Genomic DNA, 26,345 nt, shown 5'->3' on the forward strand with positions numbered 1-26,345 from the left:
TGATTCGAGCGGCCGGCCCTCGCTGGCCCGGCGTCCCCTCCCGCCCCAGGGGACCCGGGCCGTTCTTTCTACTGCACGAACGCGGCCTTCACTGACTGCTGGGCCACGGTGCTGAGCTGCTCTGCGGTCAGTCCTACCTCGGCAAGCGCCGTCCGGTGCTCCTGCGACAACCTCACATTGCTCGCCCGCGGATTGTCCGTGCACAACGCCACCGGCACCCCGGCAGCCAGCAACTTGTGGATCTGGTGCTCCTTGTAGCTCGGCGCAGCACCGGTCTGCGTGTTGCTCGTGAGCGACACCTCCAGCGTCACCCCGTGCGCGGCCAGCCACTCCATCAGCCGCGGATCCTCAGCAGCCCGTACGCCGTGCCCGATGCGCTCGGCGCCCAGTTCCCGTACAGCGTCCCAAACGCTCTCCGGCCCGGCAGCCTCGCCGGCGTGGATCGTCACGTGCAATCCCGCCTGCTTCGCCTGGGAGAACGCGTCCGCGAAGAGCGTGGCGGGGAAGTTCGCTTCGTCGCCCGCCAGATCGACCGCGCAGAACCGGTCCTTGCGCGCCAGCAGACTCGCCATCTGTGCGGCGGCCGAGTCTGCGCCGAGATGCCGGACCACGATGCCGATCAGTCCGACCTTCAGCTGCCACTTCTTCGCCCGCTCCGCAACGGCATCCGCGACCGCGTCGATGATTGCCTCAGGCGCCAGTCCGGTCTCGTGCGCGATGATGCCCGGGCAGAACCGCAGCTCGAGCAGGTCGAGCCCGTCGTCGAACGCGTCGTCCACGGCCTCCCGTGCGGCACGGTTCCAGTCGTCGAGGCTGGTCAGCACGCCGATCGCGAGGTCGACCCTGTCCAGGTACGGCAGCAGACCCGTTTGGTTGTCGTCGGCCACCAATGCGTTGCGTGGCGCGTTTCGCCGTACCAGTTCGTGCCCGGTCCGTTCGGCGACGTCGAGCACGGTGCTGGTCCGGATCGAGCCTTCGAGATGCCGATGCAGATCAACCAAGGGAAGCCGAGTCACCATCCCGTCACCCTAGCCGCCGATCCTCCAAGTCTTCGCGGGTCCAAGATCTCCGCATACTGAAATTCCAGCGCCACCCTGAACCCCTCCAACTATCCTCGTCCCCATGCGAGTAGGCGTTTTCGGAGCGACAGGTCAGGTCGGCGGCGTGATGCGGGAGCTGCTGGTCGAGCGGAACTTCCCCATCGACGAGATCCGGTACTTCGCGTCCGCGCGATCCGCCGGCACGGAGCTGCCGTACGGCGACGCGAAGGTCACGGTCGAGGACTCCGCCACGGCGGACTTCTCCGGGCTCGACCTCGCGCTGTTCTCCAACGGCAAGACGGCCTCCAAGGAGCTGGCCCCGAAGGTCGCCGCGGCCGGCGCGATCGTGGTGGACAACTCGTCCGGCTGGCGGATGGACCCCGACGTCCCGCTGGTCGTTGCCGAGGTCAACCCCGAGGACCTCGACGTGCTGCCGAAGGGCATCGTCGCCAACCCGAACTGCACGACCATGGCCGCGATGCCGGTGCTCGCGCCGCTGCACCGCGAAGCGCGGCTGACCCGGCTCGTCGTCTCGACCTACCAGGCGGTGTCGGGCTCCGGCGGCGTCGGCGTACGGGAGCTGGCCGACCAGACCGCCGGGCTCGTCGACGGCGCGGAGCGGTTGGCTCGTGGGACTGAAGGGGTGAGCCTGCCGCAGCCGAACGTGTACGCCGGTCCGATCGCGTTCAACGTGCTGCCGCTGGCCGGCTCGATCGTTGACGACGGCACCGGTGAGACCGACGAGGAGCAGAAGCTCCGAAACGAGAGCCGCAAGATTCTGCACCTGCCTGATCTGCCGGTCGCCGGTACGTGCGTGCGGGTTCCGGTCTTCACCGGGCACTCGCTGAGCATCCATGTCGAGTTCGCCGAGCCGATCACGCCGGAGCGCGCGAGCGAGCTGCTCGCGGTCGCGCCGGGTGTCGAGCTCGCAGAGCTGCCGACGCCGCTCACTGCCGCCGGCCAGGATCCGTCGTACGTCGGGCGCATCCGCCAGGACCAGTCGGTGCCGGGCGGGCGGGGGCTGGTGCTGTTCATCTCCAACGACAACCTGCGCAAGGGCGCGGCGCTCAACGCCGTACAGATCGCCGAGCTGCTGCAGAAGCGCTGATCGAGTTCACAGCCCCGCCCCCGTCGTACGCCGGGAGCGGGGCTGTTTTGCGTCGGGCGATGCACGTGCAATGGACTGCCGGCGCGTCTAGAGACCAGGTCAGATTTTCTGACTCAATGCTCGGAAATAACACAGTGTCTCAACTTGATCCACTGTGCTCGATTACTGGGCGTAGTGCCAGGAAAGAGGGTGTGACGCCAGGCTTTCCGCTGATGCAGACTGCGGAAGATGAAGCCCGAGGAGCTGGACGCCCTGATCGCGGGCAACGTGCGCGCAGCCCGCGCCCGCCTCCGGCTGCGCCAGGAGGACCTCGCTGCCGAGATCGGTTGGTCGCGACCCACCGTTTCCTCGCTCGAAGCCGGCACCCGCCGGATCACCGTCTCCGACGCGGTCGCGCTCTGCCGGGCGCTGAAGCTCACGCTGCCCGAGCTGCTGCGGGGTGCACCCGCTGAGGTCTTGGAAGCACTGGGTGTCACACCCGCCTGACCGTCGTACCCCTGCGTTGCGGAAACGTGATGGAGCTCGGGCCCTCGCGTGGGCGAGCGGCATGGTCAGCGTGCGCCCGACCTATTACTCTCCGGTTTACCTGACCCCTGGGAGGCCAGAATGAAGCCCGTTGCCGACGGTCCGCAGCTCGCGCTGCTCAGCTCCCGCAAGGAGCACCTCGCTCAGATGTTCTTCGACCGGGTGGCAGCCACGCCCAACCGGGAGGCGTTCCGGCACCCCGTCACCGACGGCTGGGCGTCCGTCACCTGGCAACAGACCGACGAGGTCGTACGCCGCCGCGGCGCGGGCCTGATCGCGCTGGGTGTCGAACCCGAGCAGCGCGTCGCCGTCGCCGCGAACACCCGGCTCGAATGGGTCGAGTGCTACCTGGCGGCCGTCGTCACCGCCGCCGCGACCACCACGATCTACCCGACCACGATGGCCGCCGACGTCGCGTACATCGTGGCCGACGCCGAGGTGCAGGTCGTCTTCGCCGAGGACGCCAGCCAGGTCGACAAGCTGCGTGAGCACAAGGCCGACATCCCGTCGGTGCGCAAGGTCGTGCTGATCGACGGCGAACCCGACGTACAGGACGGCGACTGGGTGATCAGCGTCGCCACGCTCGACGAGCTCGGCGCGCGCCACCTCGACGAGCACCCGGAGGCGATCGACGAGCGGGTCGCGCAGATCAAGCCCGAGCACCTGTGCACGCTCGTCTACACCTCCGGTACGACGGGCCGCCCGAAGGGCGTCCGGCTGCCGCACTCGGTGTGGACGTACGAAGGTGCCGCCGTCGAAGGGATCCGGGTGCTCAGCCCGGACGACCTGCAGTACCTGTGGCTGCCGCTGTCGCACGTCTTCGGGCAGGTCCTGCTCGCCGTACAGTTCCAGATCGGCTTCGCCACCGCGATCGACGGCCGCGTCGACAAGATCGTCGAGAACGCCGCGATCGTCCAGCCGACGTTCATGGCCGCCGCGCCGCGCGTCTTCGAGAAGGCGCACGGGCGGATCGTCACGATGATGGAGGCCGACGGGGGAGCCAAGCTCAAGCTGTTCCACTGGGCCTTCGGCGTCGGGGCCGAGGTGTCGAAGCTGCGGCAGGCCGGCAAGGAGCCCAGCGGCGTACTGGCGGCCAAGTACTCGCTGGCCGACAAGCTCGTGCTGTCGAAGATCCGCGCGCGGTTCGGTGGGCGGATCCGGTTCTTCGTGTCCGGCTCGGCGGCGCTCGACAAGAAGCTCGCCGAGTGGTTCCACGCGGCCGGGCTGCTGATCCTCGAGGGCTACGGCCTGTCCGAGACCGCGGCCGGGGCGACGCTGAACCGCCCGGACAACTACCGGCTCGGCAGCGTCGGGCCGGTCTTCCCCGCGGCGCAGTTCAAGATCGCCGAGGACGGCGAGATCCTGATCAAGGGTCCGCTGGTGATGAGCGGTTACCACAACCTGCCGGACCAGACCGCCGAGGTGATCGACGCCGACGGCTGGTTCCACAGCGGCGACATCGGGCACTTCGAGGACGAGTTCCTCTTCATCACCGACCGCAAGAAGGACCTGTTCAAGACCTCCGGCGGCAAGTACGTCGCCCCGCAGGTGATCGAAGGCCGGTTCAAGATGATCTGCCCGTACGCCAGCCAGTTCCTCGTCCACGGCAGCCAGCGCAACTTCGTCAGCGCCCTGGTCACCCTCGACCCCGACGCCATCGTCGCCTGGGCCGAAGCCAACGGCCTGCCCGGCAGGTCGTACGCCGAGATCGCGAACTCCGACGCCGCCCACACGATGATCCAGGGCTACGTCGACGAGCTCAACGCCGGCCTGAACCGCTGGGAAACCATCAAGAAGTTCACCATCCTCGACCGCGACCTGACGGTCGAAGGCGGCGAGATGACCCCCAGCCTGAAACTCAAGCGCAAACACGTAGAAACCCAGTACGGCGACCTGCTCGACAAGATGTACAACTAGCCGACGCGTTCGCTCGGCGAGCGGAGGAAAGCAAAAGCCCCCACGCGCGGCCCTCCGCTCGCTGGCGCTCGCTGCGTGCCGTGCTCCCGCCCACCCTTTGCAAAGTGTGCGGGCTGGCGCCCGCCGAGTGTGCGCTGGCGCGCTGGGCGCGCGTGCTGTCGCCCGCTCCGCACGCGCGAGCTGGCGCTCGCCGGGTGCGCGTGCTGCCGCGCTTCGAGTGCGCGGGCTATCGCCCGCCAGGTGCGCGCTGCCGCGCTGTTCGACAACAGGCGGTGGCGGGGGAGTGTCGCGGGATGCCTGCAACGACGCTACAACCCCTGGCTTGTACAAGCTCAAGGTTGTATTGTTGCGCCATGGAGGAGTACGACGTCTACGTCCTGGACGGCTGCAGCAAGTGGATGGATTCGCTGCCCACCAGGGAGTACGACGCCTTGGCCGCTCGGATCGATCTGCTGGCTGAGCAGGGTCCGGCGACGCCGCGTCCGACGGTCGACACGATCAAAGGTTCGCGGCATCAGAACATGAAGGAACTGCGGTGCGGCAAGCTGCGGGTGCTGTTCGCCTTCGATCCGCAGACTCAGGCAGTGCTGCTGGTGGACGGCAGCAAGCAGGATCGCTGGTCCGAGTGGTACCTGGAGAACATCCCGGTCGCCGACGATCTCTACGACGAGTGGCTCGGCAACCTCCGGCGAGATCCAGGCTGGGCTGACGATCCTTACGGTGAAGGAGGGAAGGACGCATGACACATCGGAAGTGGAAGGACGTGCGCGCCGAGCGCATCGACAGTCCTGAGGCTGAGGCTCGGGTCGCTGTCCATCGCGAGGAGGCGCTGGCCGAGCAGCGGGCGTACCGGTTGGCGGAGCTTCGTCAGCAGCACGGTGTCACGCAGACGCAGTTGGCCGAGTCGATGTATGTCAGCCAGGCGGCGGTCTCGTCGATCGAGCGCGGTGAGCTGACCAGGTCAGAGCTGAGCACCATCAGAAAGTACGTCGAAGCGCTGGGCGGCAAGCTCGAGATCGTCGCGAACTTCGGAGACGAGCGGCTCGTCCTCGGCTGAGCCGCCGTCGTCGACGGCGTGGCCTCGGAAACGGGCGTGCAGATCGCGTCGTCAGGTGACGGCTTGCCAAGGGTCGGCGGGGGAGCTGCCTGGGGCGAAGCCGTGTTCTGTGGCGACGGCTGCGGCTTGTGCCAGGCCGGTGGCGAGGGCTTCGGGGAGGTGGGCGTCGCTGCCGAAAGTCAACCGCTGGCCGCCCTGTTCTCGCCACCAGTGGAGGATCAGCGGGTCCAGCGGGAGGCGGGTGTTGAGTTCCAGGGCTCGGTCGGCTGCGGCTAGGGCAGATAGGGCGGACCGGAGTTCTTCTTCGAAGTCGACGGGGTTGAAGGGGCCGGGCCAGGAGCGGACTGGGTAGTCGATGTGGCCCAGGACGTTGAAGGCTTCGGAGGCGGCGATCATGCGGGGGATCTCAGCCAAGTAGGAGCGGAAGATTTCGGCGGGTGGGTGGTGGGGGAAGAGTTCCCAGGGCTCCGCCATGGTGCCGCCGGTGTCGGGGAGGCAGTGCAGGGAGCCGATGACTCGGTCGAAGTTGCCTTGGGCCAGCAACGACGCGACCTCGGCCGTGTGCAGGTGGGGCTGGCCGATTTCCAGGCCGGTGAGGATCTGGAGGTCGGGGTACGCCGAGCGGCAGCGGTCGATCGAGTCCAGGTAGCCGGCGACGTCCAGGGGCGGGGCTTGGAGGATGCCATCGGTGACTAGGTGGGGGAAGTTCTCGACCAGAAAGCCGGCGCGGAACGGGGTGAAGTCGACGTGCTCGGTGAAGGCGACGGCCGGGAGGCCCAGGGCGACGGCTCGGGCGCAGGTGGCGTCCATGTCGCCGCGGTCGGCGTCCCAGGAGAACTCGGTGTGTACATGACCGTCGGCCGGTAGCTGCATCGCCCCAGTGTCCGGCTTGACCCTGACGTTGCGTCAACCCTCCACCCTGTGGTCACGACGATCAGGGAGGACCAAGGGATGACAGCGATTCGCGTGCGGGGGCTGGAGAAGTCGTACGGCGAAGTGGACGTGCTGCGTGGCGTGGACCTCGAGGTGGAGCGGGGGAGCGTGTTCGCGCTGCTGGGCTCGAACGGGGCGGGAAAGACGACCCTGCTGCGCATCTTGGCGACGCTGTTGAAGGCCGACGCAGGGACGGCCGAGGTCAACGGGTTCGACGTTGCCACGCGAGCGTCCGACGTACGGGAGTCGTTCAGCCTCACGGGGCAGTTCGCGGCGGTGGACGACATTCTCACCGGGCGGGAGAATCTCGTCCTGGTCGCGCGGCTGCGGCATCTCGGGGATCCGGGGGCGGTCGCCGACGAGCTGTTGCGGCGGTTCTCGCTGACTGATGCAGGCGTACGCCGGGTGTCGACGTACTCAGGCGGGATGCGGCGCCGGCTCGACATCGCGATGAGCCTGATCGGGGAGCCGCCGGTGATCTTCCTCGACGAACCGACCACCGGGCTCGATCCCGAGGCGCGCGTCGAGGTCTGGCAGACCGTCCGAGGCTTGGCCGGCGACGGCACCACGGTCCTGCTCACGACGCAGTACCTGGAGGAGGCCGAGCAGCTCGCCGACCGGATCGCGATCCTGCACGAGGGTCGGATCATCGTGAACGGCACCCTCGCCGAGCTCAAGCAACTCCTGCCGCCCGCCGAGATCGAGTACGTCGAGAAGCAGCCGTCGCTCGAGGACGTCTTCTTCGCGCTCGTCGCGAACCCCGCGAACCACGGGAACCCCGCGAGCCCAGCGAATCCCGCGAACGCCGCGAGCCTCGCGAACGCCGCGAACCCAATGGACCCCGCGAACCCACCGAACTCAGCGACCCGCGTCACGAGCCCCGACGCCGGCCCCGTCGCGAACGGCCGAGACCGCGAGCCCAGGAGCTGACGAACCATGCCCACCCACTTCCTCGCCGACACCGCCGCGCTCACCGGGCGCACCCTGCGCCACGTCACCCGCAGCCTCGACACGGTCCTGTCGACCGCCGTGATGCCGATCGCGATGATGCTGATGTTCGTCTACGTGTTCGGCGGCGCGATCGAGACCGGCCGGGCCCGGTACGTCGACTACCTGCTGCCGGGCATCCTGCTGATCACGATCGGCTCCGGCATCTCCTACACCGCGTTCCGGCTGTTCATGGACCTGAAGAGCGGCATCTTCGAACGGTTCCGGTCGATGCCGATCGCCGGCTCCAGCGTGCTCTGGGCGCACGTCCTGACCTCGCTGGTCGCCAACCTGATCTCGGTGGTGATCGTCGTGGCCGTCGCGTTCCTGATGGGCTTTCGGTCGGCCGCCGGCGTACTGCAATGGCTCGGCGTCGCCGGCATCCTGGTCCTGTTCACGCTCGCGCTGACCTGGATCGCCGTGATCGCGGGCCTGTCCGCGTCGTCGGTCGACGGGGTCGGCGTGTTCTCGTACCCGCTGATCTTCCTGCCGTTCATCAGCTCGGCGTTCGTGCCGACCGCGACCATGCCCGGCCCGGTGCGCTGGTTCGCGGAGAACCAGCCGGTGACGTCGATCGTCGACACGATCCGGTCGCTGCTGGCAGGGCAGTCGGCCGACGGCGACAGCTGGGTCGCGTTGATGTGGTGCGCCGGCATCCTGCTCATCGCGTACGGCGGGGCGATGGCCGCCTACCGCCGGAAGATCGCCTGAGGCAGGCTGATCCCATGCTCACGATCAGCCGGCTGGCGGTGTACGCGGGAGTGACGGTCCGGGCGGTGCGTCACTACCACCAGATCGGGCTGCTGCCCGAGCCTGAGCGCGACTACTCGGGGTACCGGAGCTACGGCGTCGACGCGGTGGTGCGGCTGATCCGGATCCATGCCCTGGCCGGTGCCGGGGTGCCGCTGGCCCGGGTGCAGGAGCTGCTGGACGCGAGCCCGGAGGAGTTCGCCGACGGCGTCCAGGAGGTCGACCGGGAGCTACGGGCCGAGATCCGGCGGCTGCAGGACAACCGTCGGCGCATCGCCCGGCTCGCCGCCGGAGAGCACCTGGCGCTGCCGCAGAGCGTCGTGGACTACCTCGATCGGCTCCGCAGCCTGGGGGTCGACGAGCGGTACGTCGTCATGGAGCGCGACGCGTGGATCCTGGTCGCCGCCCAGGCACCGGATCTGGTCGACGACATCATCGCCAGGAAGCACGAGGAGCTGCGCGATCCCGACATGCAGCGGCTCTACGGCCTGCTGAGCGACGTGTCCGGCTGGCAGGTCGATGATCCACGGGTCGTCGAGATCGCGGACCTCGTAGAACGGCGGCTGGTCCGTGCGGTCGAGGCGGGGGAGGCCGGCGGCGGGAGTATCGACGACCCGTTCGTCGACCTGCTGGACGCAAGCATGATCGAGTCCTCCCCGATCGCCGAACGGATCGTGACGATCCTGGAGCAGCGAGGCTGGAAGGGCTGGACCCGAATCGAGCGCGTCCCCGACAACGTCGCATCCAGGGCGCCGCACGCCAAAACGCTCAACGGCGCGCTCGACCGGTAGGCCCCGGACCCGCCGCCAGCCGACAGGGACAGCACGTCCAACAGCCCAGTCAACGTCTGCTCGACGGTCGGTCGTGTGCCCGACGGCGTCGTGTCCAGGGCGCCGCGGTAGGTCCCGGACCCGCTGCCGGTCGCCAGGGAGAGCACGGCCGGCAGCCCGGTCAGCGTTTGCTCGACGGTCGGTCGTGTGCCCGACGGCGTCGCGTCCAAGGCGCCGCGGTAGGCCCCAGACCCGCCGCCGGCCGACTGGGACAGCGCGTCCGACAGCCCGGTCAGCGTCTGCTCGACGGTCGAGCGGGTGCGCGACGGCGTTGCGTCCAGGGCGCCGCGGTAGGCCCCGGACCCGCCGCCGGCCGACCGGGACAGCGCGACCTACAGCCCGATCAGCGTCTGCTCGACGGCCGGCCCGGGTGCTACCCGGCGCACGGCGCGGCTGTGGTCGCAGTGTCGTCAGTGCGCGGCGCGGCTGTGGTGACAGTGTCGGTCAGCGCGCGGCGCAGGTGTGGTCGCAGGTCGGTCGGCGCACGGCGCGGGAGCTGCCCCGCACGGCCACCGGCAAGATCCTGAAACGCGACCTGGGCTAGCGTCAACCGATCGCTCGGGCGGGCCTCGGTGTGGGCGCAGTGCCGATTGGCGCGCGGCGCGGATGGTGGCGGTCGGTCGGCGCGCGGCGCGCGGCGCGGGTGTGGCGCAGGTCGGTCAGCACACGGCGTGGTGGTGGCGGTGTTGGTCGGCGTGGGGCGTGGTGGTGGCAGTGTCGGTCAGCGCGCGGCGCGGGTGTGGTCGCAGCGTCCGTCAGCGCGCTGCGCGGGTGGTGGCGGTGTCGGTCGGCGCGCGGCGTGGGTGTGGTGGCGGTGTTGGTCGGCGTGCGGTGCGGCTGTGGGCGCAGTGTCGTCGCAGTGGCGGTCAGTGGGTGGGCCGGCTTGCTGAGCTCGGCCGTGGTCGGGGCCGGCGGCGGCTCGTGGAAGTAGGGCGCTCGGACCTTGTCGAGCTTGGTGCGGGCGGAGTGGTGCTGGGACTGGAGACGGCGCCGTTGGCTCCGGCGTCGCCAACACGGCGGCACTTAAATTGCCGAGGGCAACGAATTGTTTTCTCACAGGTTGCTTACGAAACCCCGGGAGGACGCCGATCGGCCTTACCGTAGAAGAGTGGACGCAACCGGCAGGGGCGGTCGCAACTTCGTTCGGTCGTTGAACAAGTTCATCGGCGTGAGCGTGCTGTCGGGCGCGCTCGCGGCCGGGCTGGTGATCCCGTTGACCGGACTGGTCGATCTCGGCACGCGGAAGGTGTCGGAGACGGTCGAGAGCTTGCCGCAGGAGTTGCAGACCGAGCCGTTGCAGATCCGCAGCCGGATCTTCGCCGCGGACGGCAGCCTGATCGCGACGCTGTTCGAGCAGAACCGGGTCCCTGTGCCGCTCAACCAGGTCAGCTCGGTGATGCGCCAGGCGATCGTCGCGATCGAGGACTCGCGGTTCTACAGCCACGGCGCCCTGGACGCGAAGGGCACGCTGCGGGCGCTGGTCCGCAACCAGACCGAGGGCTCGGTGCAGCAGGGCGGTTCGAGCATCACCCAGCAGTACGTGAAGCTGAGCCTGATCGCGAAGGCGCGGACCGCCGAGGACCGTGCGGCGGCGACGGCGGTGTCGTACCAGCGCAAGATCACTGAGCTGCGGTACGCGATCGCGCTGGAGAAGGAGGTCTCCAAGGACCAGATCCTGGAGCGGTACCTGAACCTGGCGAACTTCGGCGACGGCGCGTACGGCGTACAGGCCGCCGCTCAGCACTACTTCAGGACGTCGGCCGCCAACCTGACCCTGCCGCAGGCCGCGCTGCTGGCCGGTCTGGTGAAGAACCCGACAGGCTACGACCCGACCAACAACCTGAAGCGGGCGCGCGACCGTCGCGACGTCGTGCTGCGCCGGATGCAGGAACTGGGCCTGATCACCACCAAACAGACCGCGAGCGCGCTCAAGACGCCGGTGGTCGACCTGGCCAAGATCCAGAAGGTCCCGAACGGCTGCGCCGGCTCGCGGTACCCGTTCTACTGCGAGTACGCCGTGTCGAAGCTGCTGCAGAACCCGGCGCTCGGGGCGACGCCGAAGGAGCGCGACCACTACCTGAAGACCGGCGGGCTGTCGGTGACGACCTCGCTCGATCCCAGGATCCAGGCGGCCGCGCAGGCGTCGATCAGCGAGCACACCAAACCTCGCGACACCGCGATCGCCGCGATTACCGTGGTCGAGCCCGGCACCGGCGTGGTGAAGGCGATGGTGCAGAGCAAGCCGTACGGCAACGGCAAGTACCAGACGGCGTACAACTACAACGTCGAGAAGTCGTACGCCGGTGGGTACGGCGGGTTCCAGAACGGGTCGACGATGAAGGCGTTCACGATCGCCGCGGCGATCTCGAAAGGCCTTCCGCTGAGCTACCGGATCAACTCGCCGCAGCAGATCGATCTGAGCGGGAAGCGGTTCCGGACCTGTACGGGCTTCACCAGGGACCCGGACTACCAGCCGCAGAACTCGACCAAGAGCGGCGACCTGACCATGATCGAGGCGGCCAGGTACTCGACGAACACCTACTTCCTGCAGCTGTCCCAGCGGACGGGGCTGTGCGCGCCGGCGACGATCGCGGCGAAGCTCGGCATGTACAACGCGCAGAGCCTCGGGCCGCTCGACCAGGTCGTGTCCTTCACCCTCGGCGTCGGCTACACGACGCCGCTGATGCTGTCGAACGCCTACGCGACGTTCGCTGCCCGCGGCAAGTACTGCACGCCGGTGCTGGTCACGTCGATCCAGGACAACGCCGGCAAGCCAGTCAACACGCCTGGCGCGTCCTGCCGGCAGGCGATCTCGCCGCAGGTCGCCGACGGCGTCAACCGGGTCCTCAGCGCGGTGATGGAGCCCGGCGGCACCGGCGGCCGGCTCAACTTCGGCAAGTGGGACCTGGCCGGTAAGACCGGAACCATCCAGGACAACCGCGCGGTCTGGTACGCCGGTTACACCCCGAACCTGGCTGCGGCCTCGGTGGTCGCCGACGCGAACCTGCCGTACACGAACCTCATGTACGGCCACACCCTCGACGGCCGAGACATCGCCGACCCGACGGGCTCCGGCACCGCCGGCCCGCTGTGGAAAACCACCATGGAGAAGGCCCTCCCCGGCCTGCCGCTGCGCCGCTTCGTGCCCCCGACCGCCAAGATCGTCGGCGCCGACCAGAAGAAGCCGGACGACGAGAAGAAGAAGCCGACCGACGACGACAACCGAGGCCGAGGCAACGACCGGACCCGCTAGCTCGGGATCGAGGCGTCACCGACAGCAGACCTCGTCGCCCGCCACCTCACAAGTACCGGCGCCCGGTCGGTGGCGGGTACTTGAAGGGCGTGGGTGGGGGTTGGATTGTCGCCGGGCGCAGACCTCGTCGCCCGCGACCTCACAAGTGCCGGCGCCCGATTGGTGGCGGGTACTTGAAGGGCGTGGGTGGGGGTTGGCTTGTCACCGGGCGCAGACCTCGTCGCCCGTCACCTCACAAGTACCGGCGCCCGGTCGGTGGTCGGTACTTGAAGGACGTGGGTGGGTGTTGGTCTGTCACCGGGCGCAGACCTCGTCGCCCGTCACCTCACAAGTACCGGCGCCCGATTGGTGGTCGGTACTTGAAGGGCGTGGGCGGGTGTTGGGCCTGTCACCGGGCGCTGGCCGGCTAGCGGCTTGTGGGATCTATGTGAATCGCATACATTCACCTCATGCAGCACCACCTGGAAGCCGCGATCAACCGCTGGCACGACGCGGTGAACGCCCACGACTCCGCCCAAACCATCGGCGCTGTCACCGATCCGGTCGTCGTGCTCGGCCCCAAGGGCGCCGGGCCGATCAGCCCGGACGAGTTCGCCGACTGGGTCGTGCGCTCCGGCATCTCGCTGACCGCGCGCTCCTGGCACCCGGTCAGCGAGCGGCTGATGGTCGTCGAGCAGGACGCGGCCTGGCCGGGGAACGAGGGACCGACGCGCGTGGCGACCGTCTTTCGCGTCACCGGCGACCAGGTGTCGGCCTCGCTTCGGCTGCCGGACCTTCGAGCCGCGCTGGACCTGGCGTTCGTCTGCGGCGAACTGGCGGCCACCGAGTGACTCCGGAGCCGGGCCCAGGGCAGGTGCTCTTCGAGTTCGTGCGGCACTGGTCGCGCCGTACGGCGGGCGAGGCGGCCGAACAAGGCCGCCTCGTGGTGGTCGTCGAAGCCGTGCACTCGCTCGCCGCGCGGACCTCACCGACCATCAACGCGGTCGCCCACGAGATCGGGATCGATCAAAGCGGCGCGTCCCGGCTGGTCAAGGATGCCGTCGCCGAGGGATATCTGGAGCTGACGCCCTCGCCGACCGACGCACGCCGGCGTGAGGTCGCGGTGACGGCCGCCGGGCGGCAGATGCTGCGCGATGCGCACCGCTGGCAGGAGTCCGTCTTCGAGCAGCTCACCGACCACTGGAGTGCCGAGCAGCGCGACGACTTCCGCGCGGCCATGCTCGAGCTCGTCGGCCGCTCGCGAGTCCTCAGCGCATAAGGCGGGGCCGTCGAGGATGACGTCCGGGCCGGACCTGCTGCCCGGCGTCTTCGCTCACGCGACCCGGCACCCGACCGCCGCGGCGATCAGGCGTCAACCAGGGCGGCGTTCACGCTCGCGCCACGTCTTCCACGAGACTGGTCAGCACGGCGCGGCGATCAGACATCAACCAGGGCGGCGTTCACACTCGCGCCCACGTCTTCTCCGAGACCGGTCAGCACGGCGCCGGGATCAGGCGTCAATCAGGGCGGCGTTCACGCTCGCGCCCACGTCTTCTCCGAGACCGGTCAGCACGGCGCCGGGATCGGGCGTCAACCAGGGCCGCGTGTTTGCCAGCGGCGATCAGGCGTCGACCAGGGCCGCGTGCTTGCCTGTGGTGAGTGAGTGTCCCCGGTCGAGCATCTGTTCGGCGATGCGGTCGATGGCGATGGAGAAGTCCTCGGTGGTCTCCCAGTCCTCCAGCCGGGCCAGGAGCCAGCGGCGGTAGGCGCCGATGAAGCGCTGGAACATCTCCAGCCCGTACGGCGTGAAGCGGTAGTGCCCGAGCACCTCGGACAGGTAGCCGTCGGCAACCAGCTGGGCGGCCAGCGGCTCGAAGACGCCCGGCGGGACCTTCAGATCGCCGGCGATCTCGGCGAGCGTCGCCGAGCCGTGCTCGGCGCCGCCGCGGAAGACCCGCATGATCATCCAGGCCTGCGCGATGTTCAGCGGGATCCCGGACTCGGCCAGCACCTCGGGAGCAGGGCTGCGCTTGTGGTTCTGGACGATCAGCGCGACCAGCTTCTGCAGTTCGTGCTCGGAGTCGAAGGACGACGGCGCCGCGAAGCTCTCGCCGACGCCGGAATTGCCGCCGGCCGTCATCCGCGCGGTGTCGCGCAGCGGCACTTGCTTCAGCAGCAGTGCGACGACGAACCCGAGCACAGCAACCGGTACGGCGGTCAAGAACACGACGTGCAGCGCATCGGCGTACGCGGCCGTGACCGGCTCCCGCGCCGCCGGAGGCAGCGACCGAACCCCTTCGACCGTCGCCGCCAGCCGCGGATCGACGCCTTCAGGCACAGCCCCGGCCAGCTTCAAAGGCAGCTCGGACGCGTAGATCGAGCCGAACACAGCGACCCCGAACGAGCTGCCCATCGTCCGCAGGAAGCTCACCCCCGACGTCGCCACGCCGAGATCCTTGTAGTCGACCGTGCTCTGCACGACCACGGTCGGCACCGGCATGCACAGCCCCACGCCGAGCCCGAGCACCACCATGAACCCGGCCGTAGTCCAGTACGGCGTGCTGTTGGTCATCAACGACAGCAGGTACAGCCCACCCGCGATCAGCACCGTCCCGATGATCGGGAACGGCCGGTACCGGCCGGTCTTGCTGATCACCTGGCCAACGCCGACCGATGCGAGCAGCAGTCCCATCACCAGCGGCAGCATCTGCAGGCCGGAGTCGGTCGCCGAGGCGCCGTGCACGTACTGCAGGTACGTCGGCAGGAAGGTGACCCCGCCGAGCATCGCGAACCCGATGATGAAGCTCAGGATCGAGCACACCGTGAACACGCCCGACCGGAACAACCGCATCGGCAGCAACGGCTCGGCTGCGCGCTGCTCGACCAGCACGAACAGGCTGAGCGCGATCAGCGACCCGACCGCCATCGCCAGGATCACCGGTGACGTCCAGTCGTACTCGTTGCCGCCCCACGTCGTCACCAGCGTCAGCCCGGTCGCGGCCAGCCCGATCAGCAGGATGCCGAGGTAGTCGATCTTCGGCCCGACCGCCGCCTTCACCGACGGCAGTGTGAACGAGGCGACCACCAGGACGAGGATGCCGAGCGGGATGTTGACGTAGAACGCCCAGCGCCAGTTGAGCTGGTCGACGAACAGTCCGCCCAGCAGCGGTCCGGCGACGGTCGAGACGCCGAAGACCGAGCCGATGAACCCCTGGTACTTGCCGCGCTCGCTCAGCGGTACGACGTCCGCGATCACCGCGGTCGACGTCACCAGCAGGCCGCCGGCGCCGAGCCCCTGGATCGCCCGGGAGCCGACCAGCCAGAGCATCGAGTCGGCCATCCCGCACAGCGCCGAACCGGCCAGGAACAGCACGACGCTGATCAGGAACATCCGCTTGCGCCCGTACAGGTCGCCGAACTTGCCGACCAGCGCGGTCATGATCGTCTCGGCGAGCAGGTACGCGGTGACCACCCAGGACAGGTGGTTCGCGCCGCCCAGGTCGCTGGTGATGGTCGGCAGCGCGGTCGCCACGATCGTCTGGTCGAGGGCCGCGAGCAGCATACCGAGCATGATCGCGACGACGACCGCGTTCCGGGTGCCGCGTCCGACCGGCCGAGCCTCGGTGTCCATGAGCCGAATGTAGCGACTCAACCACACGTAGTGATCGAGGAACCGCCGCAACGAGATGGCAAACGAGGGTCCGTAGCATGGGATGCGTGCCATCGACACTGCCTGAGGGAGAGGTCGCGCCCCGGGACGGGTCGCTGCCGGACGCCGCCGTCGCCGAGTCCGCCACCAGGCCGTTCGGGTTCTACCTGCACGTCCCGTTCTGCGCGTCGCGCTGCGGCTACTGCGACTTCAACACCTACACCGCCAAGGAGCTCGGCGGTGGTGCTTCGCAGGCGTCGTACGCCGAGACCGCGGTGGAGGAGGTCCGGCTCGCCCGCCGGATCCTGCCGCACGAGAAGCCGGTCGACACGGTGTTCTTCGGGGGCGGTACGCCGACGCTGCTGCCGGCCAAGGATCTCGGCGCGATGCTCAAGGCCGTCCGGGACGAGTTCGGGCTGGCGCCCGACGCCGAGGTGACCACCGAGGCCAACCCGGAGTCCGTCGACCAGCGCTACCTGGAAGAACTGCTCGAAGCCGGGTTCACCCGGGTCAGCTTCGGAATGCAGAGCGCCACGTCGCACGTGCTGAAGATCCTCGACCGCCAGCACACGCCCGGCCGGGCTCTGGACGCCGTCAAAGAGGCGACCGCCGCCGGGTTCCGGCACGTCAATCTCGACCTGATCTACGGTACGCCGGGGGAGACGCTCGACGACTGGCGCGCTTCGCTGGAGTCGGCCCTGTCCGCGGAACCCGATCACGTCAGCGCGTACGCCCTGATCGTTGAGGACGGCACCCAACTCGCCCGCCGGGTCCGCCGCGGCGAGCTGCCGATGCCGGACGACGACGACCTGGCCGACAAGTACGTGCTCGCCGACGACCTGCTCACCGCGGCCGGACTCGGCTGGTACGAGGTGTCGAACTGGGCCAAGGCCGACGACGCCCGCTGCCGGCACAACGAGCTCTACTGGCGCGGCGACACCTGGTGGGGGATCGGCCCCGGCGCGCACAGCCACGTCGGCGGAGTCCGCTGGTGGAACGTCAAGCACCCGAGCGCGTACGCCGAACGGATCGCGGCCGGCGAGAGCCCGGCGTACGCACGAGAGCTCCTCGACGAGGAGACCCGCCGGGTCGAACGAGTACTGCTCGAGATCCGGCTCCGGGCCGGCCTTCCGGTCGGCGTCCTGGACGCTGCCGGGCGCGCCGCGCTGCCGGGTCTGGACGGACTCGTCGTTGTCGACGACGATCGTCTGGTGCTCACGCGGCGTGGTCGGCTGCTGGCCGACGCGGTGGTCCGCGACCTGCTCACCTGAGCGGTCAAAAGTCCGGACAAGTCATCAAACTCCCAGGTTACGGAGCACTCGGTCATCGGCGTGGTGCTGTCGGTGATCAAACCCCCAGGTATGTACTGACCTAGGTGGATCGGTATCTCAGCGTGACGGTGTGGTCCTTGACACACCCGGTTGAAACGCTCGAAACTCAGGTCACTTTCCGAAAGGGGAGCGCTCTCAACCCGTCCGAATCTCAGGGAGCAACTCACATGCGGCCCAAGGCCCGCCTCCGCCCCCGTACTACCGCCGCCGTGCTCGCCTGCAGCCTCACCCTGCTGGTCGGCGCCTGCGGCGGAAACAACGATCAGCCCGGCACCGCGTCCCGTGACAGCGCCGCCGACGGCCCTCGGGTCGAGCTGACCATCGCGACCTTCAACGAGTTCGGCTACAGCGACCTGTACCGCGAGTACGAGGCCGCCCACCCGAACATCAAGATCACCGAGCGCCGCGCCCAGACCGTCGACGAGCACATCAAGAACCTGGAGACCAATCTGGCCTCCGGCTCCGGGATGGCCGACATCGAGGCGATGGAGGTCAGCTGGATCTACAAGTACCTCGCCAAGGCGGACAAGTTCGTCGACCTGCGCGACTACGGCGCCGGCGACCTGTCGAAGCGCTGGCTGGACTGGAAGGTCGCCGGCGCCACCGCTCCGGGCGGCAAGATCATCGGCTACGGCACCGACATCGGGCCGGAGGCGATCTGCTACCGGCGCGACCTGTTCGCCAAGGCCGGGCTGCCGACCGACCGGGCCGAGGTCGCCAAGCTGTTCCCCGACTGGTCGTCGTACTTCTCCTACGGGCGCCGGTTCAAGGCCAAGATGCCGAACTCGGCCTGGTACGACTCGGCGGCGCTCACCTGGGACGCCATGCGCAACCAGCTGATCGAGGCCTACTACTCCAACCAGGACCGCTACCTGGGCGAGGACAACGAGCTGCTGCAGCGGACGTGGAACCAGATCGTCGCGGGCAGCGAGGACGGGCTGTCGGCGAAGCTGCCGACCTGGAGCGACGCGTGGACCAAGGCGTTCCGCACCGACGCGTTCGCCACGATGGCGTGCCCGGGGTGGCTGCTCGGGGTGATCTCCGACAACGCGGGGTCGTTCGGCAAGGGCAAATGGGACGTGGCTGACGTGTTCCCCGGCGGGGGCGGGAACTGGGGCGGGTCGTACCTGACCGTGCCGACCCAGTCCGCGCAGCCGGAGGAGGCCGCGAAGCTGGCCGCCTGGCTGACCGCGCCGGAGCAGCAGATCAAGGTGTTCAAGAAGGTCGGGTCGTTCCCGTCCACGGTCGACGCCTACGACGCGGAGCAGGTGAAGTCGCAGGTCAACGCGTACTTCAACAACGCGCCGGTCGGGAAGATCTTCATCAACCGGGCGCAGAACGTGATCCTCAAGCAGCACAAGGGCCCGCGCGACGGTGAGATCAACCAGGTCTTCTCCCAGGCCCTCGAACGCGTCGACCAGGGCAAGCAGTCCCCGTCGGCCGCGTGGAAACAAGCCCTCCGAGAAGCCGAGAAGGCCGCCAACACCCGAGTCGGCAACTGAGGTCAGGACAGCGGAGCGGCGGTCACCTCTTCCTCGCTCGTCCTCCGCTGCCGGACCAATTTGTTGCTTGAGGCAAACACCAGGGCACCGGCCACCACGCCGATCGCCAGGTTGTGAGTGGCGACGACGACGATCACCGTCACCAGCATCGCCGTCGTCTCCCGGTACGGCATCCGGCGCAGGGTCTTCGGCCGGATGCTGTGCCAGTCGAACGTGCCGACCGACACCATCACCATTACCGCGACCAGCGCGGCCATCGGGATCAGGCCGACCAGGTCGCCGAGTCCGACCAGCAGCACCAGCAGGAACGCGCCTGCGAGGAACGTCGAGATCCGGGTCCGGGCGCCGCCGCCCTTCACGTTGATCATCGTCTGCCCGATCATCGCGCAGCCGCCCATCCCGCCGAACAGTCCGGTGATCACGTTCGACACGCCCTGGCCCCACGCCTCCCGCGTCTTCGCCGACGGGGTGTCCGTGACGTCGTCGACCAGCTTCGCGGTCATCAGCGACTCGAGCAGCCCGACCAGCGCCATGCCGAGCGCGTACGGCGCGATGATCCGCAGCGTCTCCAGCGAGAACGGCACATTCGGCCAGAACAGCGACGGCAGACTGTTGGGCAGTTGCCCCTCGTCGCCGACCGTCGGCACACCGGAGTGGGTCAGCAGCACGATCGCGGTCACCAGCAGGATCGCGACCAGCGGCGCCGGCACCGCCGTCGTCAGCCGCGGCAGGAACACCAGCACCGCAACGCCGATCGCCACCAGCGGGTAGACCAGCCACGGTACGCCGACCAGATGCGGCAGCTGGGCGAGGAAGATCAGGATCGCCAGCGAGTTCACGAAGCCGACCATCACCGACCGCGGGATGAACCGCATCAGCCGTGCGACGCCGAGCAGCCCGAGCACCACCTGCAGTACGCCGGCCAGCAGCACCGTCGCGATCAGGTAGTCGAAGCCGTGGTCGCGCATCACCGGCGCGATCACCAGCGCGACCGCACCGGTCGCGGCCGAGATCATCGCCGGCCGGCCGCCGAGGAACGCGATCGAGATCGCCATCGTGACCGACGCGAACAGCCCGACCCGCGGGTCGACGCCGGCGATGATCGAGAAGCTGATCGCCTCCGGGATCAGCGCGAGCGCGACGACCAGGCCGGACAGCACCTCGGTCTTCAGCAGCCGGGGCGACCGCAGCGCGCCCAGTACGGACGTGACGGGCAGAGCTGACTCAGGCGTCAGCGAAGTCATCGGGGTCTCCTGGAGCGCGGGCGCCGCCGCTCGCCCGGGACGGCGCGCGTCGTTGCGCGCGGTCGGGTGGGCCGAGGGGGAACCGGGTCGGTGGGCGGGCGGGTCGCCGCCGTACCGAAGGGCGACTTTACCCGAGGCGGAAATCGATACCCCGCCCGGGAAACGGCCGTGGCGTGGATATACCCGACCCGGTGGCCCGAAAGGCATTACCGTGTGAAGGTCAGATCGCGTCAAGGAGGTCCCAGTGGCATTCGATGGTCAGGCCGGTGGGACTCCGACGTTGGAGCAGGTCGCCGCGCTGGCAGGCGTGTCCCGCGCCACCGTGTCCCGGGTCGTGAACGGTTCGCCGAAGGTGCTGCCGGACACGGTCGCCGCGGTCGAGCAGGCGATCGGCCAGCTCGGCTACGTCCCGAACCGGGCGGCTCGCGCGCTGGTCACCCGGCGTACGGACTCGGTCGCGCTGGTGATGCCCGAGCCGGACAGCCGCGTGTTCTCCGACCCGTTCTTCGCCGGCATCCTGCGCGGCGTGAGCCGGACGCTCGCGCCGACGTCGTCGCAGCTGGTGCTGCTGATCGAGCCGGCCGAGGGCGACGACCAGCGCCTCCTGCGGTACCTGCGGGGCGGTCACGTCGACGGCGCGATCATCGTCAGTCACCACGGCCGCGACAACGTGCTGCAGGACCTGGCCCAGCTGCCGCTGCCGATCGTGTTCAGCGCGCGCCCGATCGGCGTCGAGGTGCCGGTCGCCAGCGTCGACGTCGACAACGTGGCCGGTGCCCGTACGGCGGTCGAGTACTTGCTCTCCAAGGGCCGCAAACGGATCGGCATCATCGCCGGCCCGCTCGACATGACCGCCGGCCTGGACCGCCTGACCGGGTACCAGGAGGTCGCCGCCGAGGCAGGCTTCGACGAGGCCGTGGTGTTCGGCGACTTCACCGCCGAGGGTGGTGAGCAGGCGACGATCCAGCTGCTCGACGAGCACCCGGACCTCGATGGCATCTTCGTCGCCAACGACCTGATGGCGACCGCGACCCTGCGCGTCCTGTCGCAGCGTGGCCGCCGCGTGCCGGACGACGTCTCGGTGGTCGGCTTCGACGACTCGGTCGTCGCGACGACGACCACGCCGCAGCTCACCACGGTTCGCCAGCCGGTCGAGAAGCTGGGCTCCCGCCTCGCCGAGCTCCTGCTCGCCAAGATCGGCGGCGCCGACCTGACCAGCCCGGAGATCTACGGCACCGAACTGGTCGTCCGCGGCTCTGCTTAAGGCGGATCGTTCTGGAACTGGAACTGCACTCGGATCGACGAGTCCAGTGACACGACCAGCGTGGTGTTGGACGGGTTCCACTGGTTGGGGACGAGGAACAGACGGTTGTCGCCGACAACGAGCAGTCGCAGCCCGCGGTAGCGGTAGTTGAAGGTCTGGCCGGTGCTCGGCCGCAGAGCCGTCTCCTCCAGACCGGGCGATCGGAGCTGCAGCCGTTCCTTGGTGTCGAGGATGACGGACGGGAACTGGCCGAGGTTCTCCGCGTCCGACTTGGCCAGACCACGTCCGGAGTACTGCGCTGTGGTCGAGGTCGCCCAGAACGCGCAGGTCGTGGTGACGACGCCGAGCAGCACGATCAGTACGACGGGAGGACGTCGCGTCGCGAGGCGCGCGGCGACGTACGAGAGATAGCCGAGCGCGGCGGCCGCGAGGCCGATCACCACGGGGACGACGAGCGCGTAGTACGCGAGATGGCCGATCACGGGGTAGAGGAACAGGCCGACGACGCCGAGCATCAGCAGTACGGCGGAGGCCGCGGCTGTTCGTCGTACGGCGAGCTCGGTGGGGTGGACCGCGTTGTGCAGCAGCAGACCGGCGACGGCGAGCAGGGTGAGGACGAGCAGCGGGACCAGCAGCGGCTGCGGGCTGCGCATCACGTAGTCCTGCGTGCTGAGGCCGATCGTGTCGACGTCGATGCCGAAGTACTCGTACTGCGAGCGCGCGGAGACGTAGCCGAAGTAGAACAGCAGCGTGCTGATCAGCGTGACCGGCGCGACGATGCCGGCGGCGAAGCTCACCCAGCGTTCGAGCTGGGGGCGCTGCGGCTCAGCCATCCCCGGCTTCGACCGAGATCGTCAACCCACCGGCTTGCAGGTACTCGTTCTGGACCTTCGCGCAGTCGTCTCCGGAGGAGCAGGTCACGTCGCCGTAGATGTTGAGCACCGTCTGGCCTGGGCCTGCCTTGTTCAGCGCGAGGTAGCAACTGTCCGCGCCACTGCCGAACCGCGTGCCCTCGACGCAGGGCGGTCCGTCCGGGCACGTGCCATCGCCGAACTTCACGACCGAGGTGTCGGTGAGCTCGTACTTCACCGCCAGGATCTCCACGCCGGCCGGCAGCTCACCCGATCCCCACGCGGGTGCGAAGCACGCCTTGCCCTCGTCGTCGAACTCGACCTGACCACCGACCGGCAGCTTCGCGTTCTTGATCGCGGGCTTGGCCTGCGCGGTCTGCGGCTTCTCGGGCTCGGTCGGTTCGACCGACGGCTCGTCGGTGGACTCCGTCTCCACCGGCGCCGTGGTCGTCGTGTCGCCGCCGCTCGGTTCGTCACCGCCGGCTTCGTCGTTGCCTGCTGAACAGCCTGCCAGGCAGACAATCACCAGCAGGACCGTGGATGCCTTCCCCCACTGGGACATCGAGCATCACCCCCACTGACCAGAGTGATCCGGGTAGGGCGGGTCGGCAACAGTTCGGGCCTGCTTTGTTCACTCTCCGCTGCCGAACTCTGTTTCTGTAGTTCCCGCCGTGGTATTCCTGCTAGTGGACGAGGGGGGAGACCATGTCCGACCACGAGATCCGGATCGCGCTGGTGCTCAACGGAGGCGTCAGCCTGGCGGTCTGGATGGGCGGCGTCACGCACGAGCTCGACCTGATCCGCCGCGCGTCGGCGGGCGGCGACGCACCGCCGTCACAGCCGTACGACGAACTGCTGGCGCAACGCTGGCGCGACCTGTGCCGCCGCGACGGCGAGCAACGCAAGCTGGTCGTCGACGTCATCGCCGGGACCAGCGCCGGCGGCCTGAACGGGTCGTTGCTCGCGACCGCCGTCTCGCACGGGTCGACGCTCGATCCCGGCGACGACCACGGGCCGTGGCTGCGGCAGAAGTGGGTCGGCCTGGGATCGCTGGAGGTCGGCAAGCTCGTCCCCGCGGTCGGCAAGCCGTCCACGTCGGTGCTCGACGGCGACTACTTCCTGACCGAGCTCAAACAGCTGCTCAAGGGCGTCGCCGGGGGAGGGCAGTCCTCGGCGGCGGAGCCGGTGACGTTGTTCGTGACGGCGTCCGGGCTCGGGGTGCAGCAGTTCGAGGCGAAGGACGCGGCGGGCCAGCGGTTCGTCGTACCGGATCATCGATACCTGTTCTGCTTCACCAGCGAGCAGCGCGCCCTGTACGACGGTAAGACGCGGTCGTTCTCGGTGGATCCGGTCAACGGGCTGCGCGACACCAAGCTGCTGGCCCGGGCCGCGCGGGCGTCGGCGTCGTTCCCGGTCGCGTTCGGGCCGGTGCTGGAGACGCCGAACATGGCGACCAACCCGCCTCGGCTGCAGCCGGGTGCGCACACCGGGGCCGGCGCTTGGCTGGTGGACGGTGGCGTGCTCGACAACGCGCCGTTCGGGCCGGTGCTCGACGTCGTCGCCCGGCGGCCGGTGACGGGGAAGGCGAGCCGGTACGTGCTGTACGTCGTACCGTCGTCGGGGATCGGGCTGGCCGAGACTCGGTTGCCTGAGGCAACTGAGCCGGGCTGGCAGGTGGCGGCGTTGTCCGCGGTGCAGTTCCCGCGGGAGGTGGACTTCCGGTCCGACGTCGAGCAGCTCGAACGGTTGCTGCTCGAGGCGGATGCGTCGTGGTCCGACACGCAGCGGCTGTACGACCGGTGCGTGCATCACCCGGAGAACCGGGGCGCGTTGCACGACGCCGCGGCGCTGCTGCAACCGACGTACTCGCGCGGCCGGGCCGCCGGTGGGGTGTGGGAGGCCGTGACCGTGGCCTCGCCGGACCGGTCGACCGTGCTCGACGCGGCGACGGCGTTGTCGGAGCCGGAGGTCGACGAGATCCTGGCGGCCGACCACCCGTGGGTTCCTGGGCCGGACGGGTCGACGGCATTGCTGCGCGAGGATGCGGACGGGAATCCCTGCTGGCCTTGGGGAACCGGCGCGGCCGAGCGCGTCGTACGGCTGGTGCTGCGATCGTTGCGGACGCAGATCGACAACGCGTTGGACGACGATCGCGACGTGCTGGAGAAGTGGCTGAAGGCATCGAGTGACGCGTTGCTGAAGGTGCAGGCCGTGCGCGACGCGTTGGCGGCCGAGCTGGCGGTGGCGGATCTCGACCTGCGGCCGGCTGGTGGGGCCGAGGCGGTCGCGGTCGGGCTGAACGACATCTTCGAGTCGCTGCAGATCCAGCGCGCGCTCGGCGACGAGTTCGCGACGCTGGTCGGGGTGGTCGGGCCGGTGATGGTGGAGACCGCGCTGGAGGTCGAGATCGTGTCGCGCTGCACGTCGGCGCGGACGCCGCAGCAGCGCAGCGCGCCGTTCCAGTTCCTGCGGCTCGGACCGGACATCCCGCTGACTCTGCTCGACGAGCTGCCCGAGGGATCGATCGCGAACGACCTGAAGGACAGGATCCTGTACGGGACGCAGGTCGGGCACTTCGGCGCGTTCGGTGCGGCCGAGTGGCGCCGGTGGGACTGGCTGATGGGCCGGCTGCACTGCGTCGCGCACCTCGGCGCGATGCTCGGCGCGGAGCCGGACTGGATCCGGGAGACGCAGCGGCAGGTGCTCGCGTCGGAGGAGTGGACGGTCGACGAGCTGGCGCTGCAGGTGCGGAAGCTGGCCGAGGACTTCCCGGTCACCGCGGGGCTTGGCGCGCTGACGACGATGCGCGACGAGCTGAACGGGTCGAAGGCCGGGCGGGCGACGACGCGCGGGCTGGCTGATCGGCTGGTCGACGTGTCGGGCGGGTTGAATCCGCAGGTCGGCCAGTGGATGAAGGCGTCGGCGGCGCGGAAGAACGAGCCGAAGTCGTGGTTGCTGCGGACCGTGCGGTGGTTCACCAAGCCGGCCCGGGAGACGTTGTGGGGTCGGCTGGTGCGGTCGCCGGATCTTGGCGCCGTACGGCGGCCGCTGGTGTTCGAGCCGTGGTTGCCGGTGGCGGCGGCTGGGGTCGCCGTGCTGCTGCTGGTGGTTGCCGGGGTGGTGAGTGCTGGCGGCGTACGGATTGTTGCTGCGTTGCTGGCCGGCGTGGTGCTGGCGCTGGCGGCGGTGCTGTTCGTGGTGTCGTTCTACGTACGCCGGGCACGTCAGCAGATCCGCCGGTGGATCGAAGCGCGGCTGCCGGAAATCAGTCCATCGTCACGAAATCGATGAGCTCCTCGACCCGGCCGAGCAGGGCGGGGTCGAGGTCGGCGAAGCTCTTCACCTTGGACAGGATGTGCTTCCAGGCGGCGGCGACGTCGGCCTGGTCGGTGGCGGGCCAGCCGAAGGACTTCAGCACGCCCTTCTTCCAGTCCTCGCCGTACGGGATCTTCGGCCACTCCGCGATCCCGACCGACGACGGCTTGACTGCTTCCCAGATGTCGATGAACGGGTGCCCGACGACCAGCACGTGCCGGTTGTTCACCTGCGCCGCGATCTTGGACTCCTTCGAGCCCTCGACCAAGTGGTCGACCAGTACGCCGAGGCGCCGGCCCGGGCCGGGCTGGTACCGGTTGACGATCGCGGGCAGGTCGTCGATGCCTTCCAGGTACTCGACGACGACGCCTTCGATCCGCAGGTCGTCACCCCAGACCCGCTCGACCAGCTCGGCGTCGTGCCGGCCTTCGACGTAGATCCGGCTGGCCCGCGCGACCCGCGCCCGGACGCCGTCCACCGCGACGGACCCCGAGGCGGTCTTGGTCTTCTTCGCCGGCCCCGCCTTCTTCGGCGCGACCAGACTCACCGGCTTCCCGTCCACCCAGAACCCGGGGCCCATCGGGTAGGTCCGGATCTTCCCGTGCCGGTCCTCGAGATCGACGACGCCGTGCTCCCAGCGCACCACCGCCCCCACGAACCCGGACGTCGGCTCCTCGACCACCATCCCCTTTTCGAGCGGGACCTCTACAGTCCGCCCGTTCTTGGGCTTGCGCCAATCCCCGGCCAGCACGTCGTTCCCATACCTGTCAGCCACCCCCAAACCGTATGCCCAGAACGGTCTTTCCCCCG

Annotated in this window: 22 protein-coding genes; 15 read left to right on the forward strand and 7 right to left on the reverse strand. The window is 69.1% G+C overall.

Annotated elements, in window-relative coordinates; genetic code table 11:
* Positions 1 to 68: 68 nt before the first annotated feature.
* Complete coding sequence (add, locus tag ACYVIO_RS19000; RefSeq protein ID WP_460652165.1) at positions 69 to 1,019, reverse strand: adenosine deaminase; 951 nt, start codon at positions 1,017 to 1,019, stop codon at positions 69 to 71.
* A 103-nt stretch (positions 1,020 to 1,122) separates the two neighbouring features.
* On the opposite strand from add, the gene ACYVIO_RS19005 reads away from it, so the two are divergent.
* The 5 genes from ACYVIO_RS19005 to ACYVIO_RS19025 all read left to right on the forward strand — a co-directional run bounded on the left by ACYVIO_RS19005 (position 1,123) and on the right by ACYVIO_RS19025 (position 5,647).
* Entirely contained in the window at positions 1,123 to 2,148 is a 1,026-nt protein-coding gene (locus tag ACYVIO_RS19005) for an aspartate-semialdehyde dehydrogenase (protein ID WP_460652166.1), read from the forward strand.
* A gap of 228 nt (positions 2,149 to 2,376) precedes the next feature.
* The gene (locus ACYVIO_RS19010; protein ID WP_460652167.1) at positions 2,377 to 2,634 is read left to right on the forward strand and encodes a helix-turn-helix domain-containing protein; all 258 of its coding nucleotides are present in this window, start codon (positions 2,377 to 2,379) and stop codon (positions 2,632 to 2,634) included.
* 120 nt (positions 2,635 to 2,754) lie between these two features.
* Positions 2,755 to 4,590, forward strand: coding sequence for an AMP-dependent synthetase/ligase (locus ACYVIO_RS19015; protein WP_460652168.1), 1,836 nt, complete (start codon positions 2,755 to 2,757; stop codon positions 4,588 to 4,590).
* 353 nt (positions 4,591 to 4,943) lie between these two features.
* Entirely contained in the window at positions 4,944 to 5,333 is a 390-nt protein-coding gene (locus tag ACYVIO_RS19020; RefSeq protein WP_460652169.1) for a type II toxin-antitoxin system RelE/ParE family toxin, read from the forward strand.
* Entirely contained in the window at positions 5,330 to 5,647 is a 318-nt protein-coding gene (locus tag ACYVIO_RS19025) for a helix-turn-helix domain-containing protein (protein ID WP_460652170.1), read from the forward strand. The genes ACYVIO_RS19020 and ACYVIO_RS19025 overlap by 4 nt, the downstream gene beginning before the upstream one ends.
* 51 nt (positions 5,648 to 5,698) lie before the next feature.
* Here the strand turns inward: ACYVIO_RS19025 and ACYVIO_RS19030 are convergent, their stop codons facing one another.
* Positions 5,699 to 6,520, reverse strand: coding sequence for a PHP domain-containing protein (locus ACYVIO_RS19030; protein WP_460652171.1), 822 nt, complete (start codon positions 6,518 to 6,520; stop codon positions 5,699 to 5,701).
* A gap of 78 nt (positions 6,521 to 6,598) precedes the next feature.
* On the opposite strand from ACYVIO_RS19030, the gene ACYVIO_RS19035 reads away from it, so the two are divergent.
* The 6 genes from ACYVIO_RS19035 (at position 6,599) to ACYVIO_RS19060 (ending at position 13,658) form a co-directional block, all read left to right on the forward strand.
* On the forward strand, positions 6,599 to 7,510 hold the full coding sequence (locus tag ACYVIO_RS19035) for an ABC transporter ATP-binding protein (RefSeq protein WP_460652172.1): 912 nt from the start codon (positions 6,599 to 6,601) through the stop codon (positions 7,508 to 7,510).
* A gap of 6 nt (positions 7,511 to 7,516) precedes the next feature.
* Positions 7,517 to 8,278 carry an ABC transporter permease gene (locus tag ACYVIO_RS19040; protein ID WP_460652173.1) on the forward strand — a complete coding sequence of 254 codons (762 nt, stop codon included), beginning with the start codon at positions 7,517 to 7,519 and terminating at the stop codon, positions 8,276 to 8,278.
* A gap of 14 nt (positions 8,279 to 8,292) precedes the next feature.
* Entirely contained in the window at positions 8,293 to 9,108 is an 816-nt protein-coding gene (locus ACYVIO_RS19045; protein ID WP_460652174.1) for a MerR family transcriptional regulator, read from the forward strand.
* Positions 9,109 to 10,297: 1,189 nt separating this feature from the next.
* Positions 10,298 to 12,400, forward strand: coding sequence for a transglycosylase domain-containing protein (locus ACYVIO_RS19050; RefSeq protein WP_460652175.1), 2,103 nt, complete (start codon positions 10,298 to 10,300; stop codon positions 12,398 to 12,400).
* Between the two features lie 449 nt (positions 12,401 to 12,849).
* On the forward strand, positions 12,850 to 13,230 hold the full coding sequence (locus ACYVIO_RS19055; RefSeq protein ID WP_460652176.1) for a hypothetical protein: 381 nt from the start codon (positions 12,850 to 12,852) through the stop codon (positions 13,228 to 13,230).
* A gap of 23 nt (positions 13,231 to 13,253) precedes the next feature.
* Complete coding sequence (locus ACYVIO_RS19060; RefSeq protein WP_460652177.1) at positions 13,254 to 13,658, forward strand: MarR family winged helix-turn-helix transcriptional regulator; 405 nt, start codon at positions 13,254 to 13,256, stop codon at positions 13,656 to 13,658.
* Positions 13,659 to 14,000: 342 nt separating this feature from the next.
* On the opposite strand, the gene ACYVIO_RS19065 is transcribed toward ACYVIO_RS19060, so the two are convergent.
* Entirely contained in the window at positions 14,001 to 16,010 is a 2,010-nt protein-coding gene (locus tag ACYVIO_RS19065) for an MDR family MFS transporter (protein WP_460652178.1), read from the reverse strand.
* Between the two features lie 86 nt (positions 16,011 to 16,096).
* Here ACYVIO_RS19065 and hemW point away from each other — a divergent pair, with 86 nt between their 5' ends.
* Both hemW and ACYVIO_RS19075 read left to right on the forward strand, forming a co-directional pair.
* Complete coding sequence (gene hemW / locus ACYVIO_RS19070) at positions 16,097 to 17,299, forward strand: radical SAM family heme chaperone HemW (protein ID WP_460652179.1); 1,203 nt, start codon at positions 16,097 to 16,099, stop codon at positions 17,297 to 17,299.
* A gap of 227 nt (positions 17,300 to 17,526) precedes the next feature.
* Positions 17,527 to 18,861 carry an ABC transporter substrate-binding protein gene (locus tag ACYVIO_RS19075; RefSeq protein ID WP_460652180.1) on the forward strand — a complete coding sequence of 445 codons (1,335 nt, stop codon included), beginning with the start codon at positions 17,527 to 17,529 and terminating at the stop codon, positions 18,859 to 18,861.
* Between the two features lie 2 nt (positions 18,862 to 18,863).
* Here ACYVIO_RS19075 and ACYVIO_RS19080 read toward each other — a convergent pair whose 3' ends face one another.
* Positions 18,864 to 20,105, reverse strand: a complete 1,242-nt coding sequence (locus ACYVIO_RS19080) for a SulP family inorganic anion transporter (RefSeq protein WP_460652181.1) — start codon at positions 20,103 to 20,105, stop codon at positions 18,864 to 18,866.
* 244 nt (positions 20,106 to 20,349) lie between these two features.
* Here ACYVIO_RS19080 and ACYVIO_RS19085 point away from each other — a divergent pair, with 244 nt between their 5' ends.
* On the forward strand, positions 20,350 to 21,369 hold the full coding sequence (locus tag ACYVIO_RS19085) for a LacI family DNA-binding transcriptional regulator (RefSeq protein ID WP_460652182.1): 1,020 nt from the start codon (positions 20,350 to 20,352) through the stop codon (positions 21,367 to 21,369).
* Here the strand turns inward: ACYVIO_RS19085 and ACYVIO_RS19090 are convergent.
* The gene (locus ACYVIO_RS19090) at positions 21,366 to 22,202 is read right to left on the reverse strand and encodes a hypothetical protein (RefSeq protein ID WP_460652183.1); all 837 of its coding nucleotides are present in this window, start codon (positions 22,200 to 22,202) and stop codon (positions 21,366 to 21,368) included. The genes ACYVIO_RS19085 and ACYVIO_RS19090 overlap by 4 nt on opposite strands.
* The gene (locus tag ACYVIO_RS19095) at positions 22,195 to 22,782 is read right to left on the reverse strand and encodes a hypothetical protein (RefSeq protein WP_460652184.1); all 588 of its coding nucleotides are present in this window, start codon (positions 22,780 to 22,782) and stop codon (positions 22,195 to 22,197) included. The genes ACYVIO_RS19090 and ACYVIO_RS19095 overlap by 8 nt, the downstream gene beginning before the upstream one ends.
* Before the next feature lie 143 nt (positions 22,783 to 22,925).
* On the opposite strand from ACYVIO_RS19095, the gene ACYVIO_RS19100 reads away from it, so the two are divergent.
* Positions 22,926 to 25,511, forward strand: a complete 2,586-nt coding sequence (locus tag ACYVIO_RS19100) for a DUF3376 domain-containing protein (protein ID WP_460652185.1) — start codon at positions 22,926 to 22,928, stop codon at positions 25,509 to 25,511.
* On the opposite strand, the gene ACYVIO_RS19105 is transcribed toward ACYVIO_RS19100, so the two are convergent.
* Positions 25,486 to 26,310 carry a DUF3097 domain-containing protein gene (locus ACYVIO_RS19105; protein ID WP_460652186.1) on the reverse strand — a complete coding sequence of 275 codons (825 nt, stop codon included), beginning with the start codon at positions 26,308 to 26,310 and terminating at the stop codon, positions 25,486 to 25,488. The two genes, ACYVIO_RS19100 and ACYVIO_RS19105, sit on opposite strands and share 26 nt — an antisense overlap.
* Positions 26,311 to 26,345 lie beyond the last annotated feature (35 nt).

The sequence above is a fragment of the Kribbella endophytica genome (assembly GCF_054781295.1).

Bases quoted from the DNA above. Each gene is read 5' to 3' on its own strand.
- ACYVIO_RS19035 (WP_460652172.1), top strand. From the start codon at position 6,599: ATGACAGCGATTCGCGTGCGGGGGCTGGAGAAGTCGTACGGCGAAGTG.
- ACYVIO_RS19025 (WP_460652170.1), top strand. From the start codon at position 5,330: ATGACACATCGGAAGTGGAAGGACGTGCGCGCCGAGCGCATCGACAGT.
- ACYVIO_RS19090 (WP_460652183.1), bottom strand. From the start codon at position 22,202: ATGGCTGAGCCGCAGCGCCCCCAGCTCGAACGCTGGGTGAGCTTCGCC.
- ACYVIO_RS19080 (WP_460652181.1), bottom strand. From the start codon at position 20,105: ATGACTTCGCTGACGCCTGAGTCAGCTCTGCCCGTCACGTCCGTACTG.
- ACYVIO_RS19040 (WP_460652173.1), top strand. From the start codon at position 7,517: ATGCCCACCCACTTCCTCGCCGACACCGCCGCGCTCACCGGGCGCACC.
- ACYVIO_RS19005 (WP_460652166.1), top strand. From the start codon at position 1,123: ATGCGAGTAGGCGTTTTCGGAGCGACAGGTCAGGTCGGCGGCGTGATG.
- ACYVIO_RS19020 (WP_460652169.1), top strand. From the start codon at position 4,944: ATGGAGGAGTACGACGTCTACGTCCTGGACGGCTGCAGCAAGTGGATG.
- add (WP_460652165.1), bottom strand. From the start codon at position 1,019: ATGGTGACTCGGCTTCCCTTGGTTGATCTGCATCGGCATCTCGAAGGC.
- ACYVIO_RS19095 (WP_460652184.1), bottom strand. From the start codon at position 22,782: ATGTCCCAGTGGGGGAAGGCATCCACGGTCCTGCTGGTGATTGTCTGC.
- ACYVIO_RS19075 (WP_460652180.1), top strand. From the start codon at position 17,527: ATGCGGCCCAAGGCCCGCCTCCGCCCCCGTACTACCGCCGCCGTGCTC.
- ACYVIO_RS19045 (WP_460652174.1), top strand. From the start codon at position 8,293: ATGCTCACGATCAGCCGGCTGGCGGTGTACGCGGGAGTGACGGTCCGG.
- ACYVIO_RS19100 (WP_460652185.1), top strand. From the start codon at position 22,926: ATGTCCGACCACGAGATCCGGATCGCGCTGGTGCTCAACGGAGGCGTC.
- ACYVIO_RS19015 (WP_460652168.1), top strand. From the start codon at position 2,755: ATGAAGCCCGTTGCCGACGGTCCGCAGCTCGCGCTGCTCAGCTCCCGC.
- ACYVIO_RS19065 (WP_460652178.1), bottom strand. From the start codon at position 16,010: ATGGACACCGAGGCTCGGCCGGTCGGACGCGGCACCCGGAACGCGGTC.
- ACYVIO_RS19055 (WP_460652176.1), top strand. From the start codon at position 12,850: ATGCAGCACCACCTGGAAGCCGCGATCAACCGCTGGCACGACGCGGTG.
- ACYVIO_RS19010 (WP_460652167.1), top strand. From the start codon at position 2,377: ATGAAGCCCGAGGAGCTGGACGCCCTGATCGCGGGCAACGTGCGCGCA.
- ACYVIO_RS19030 (WP_460652171.1), bottom strand. From the start codon at position 6,520: ATGCAGCTACCGGCCGACGGTCATGTACACACCGAGTTCTCCTGGGAC.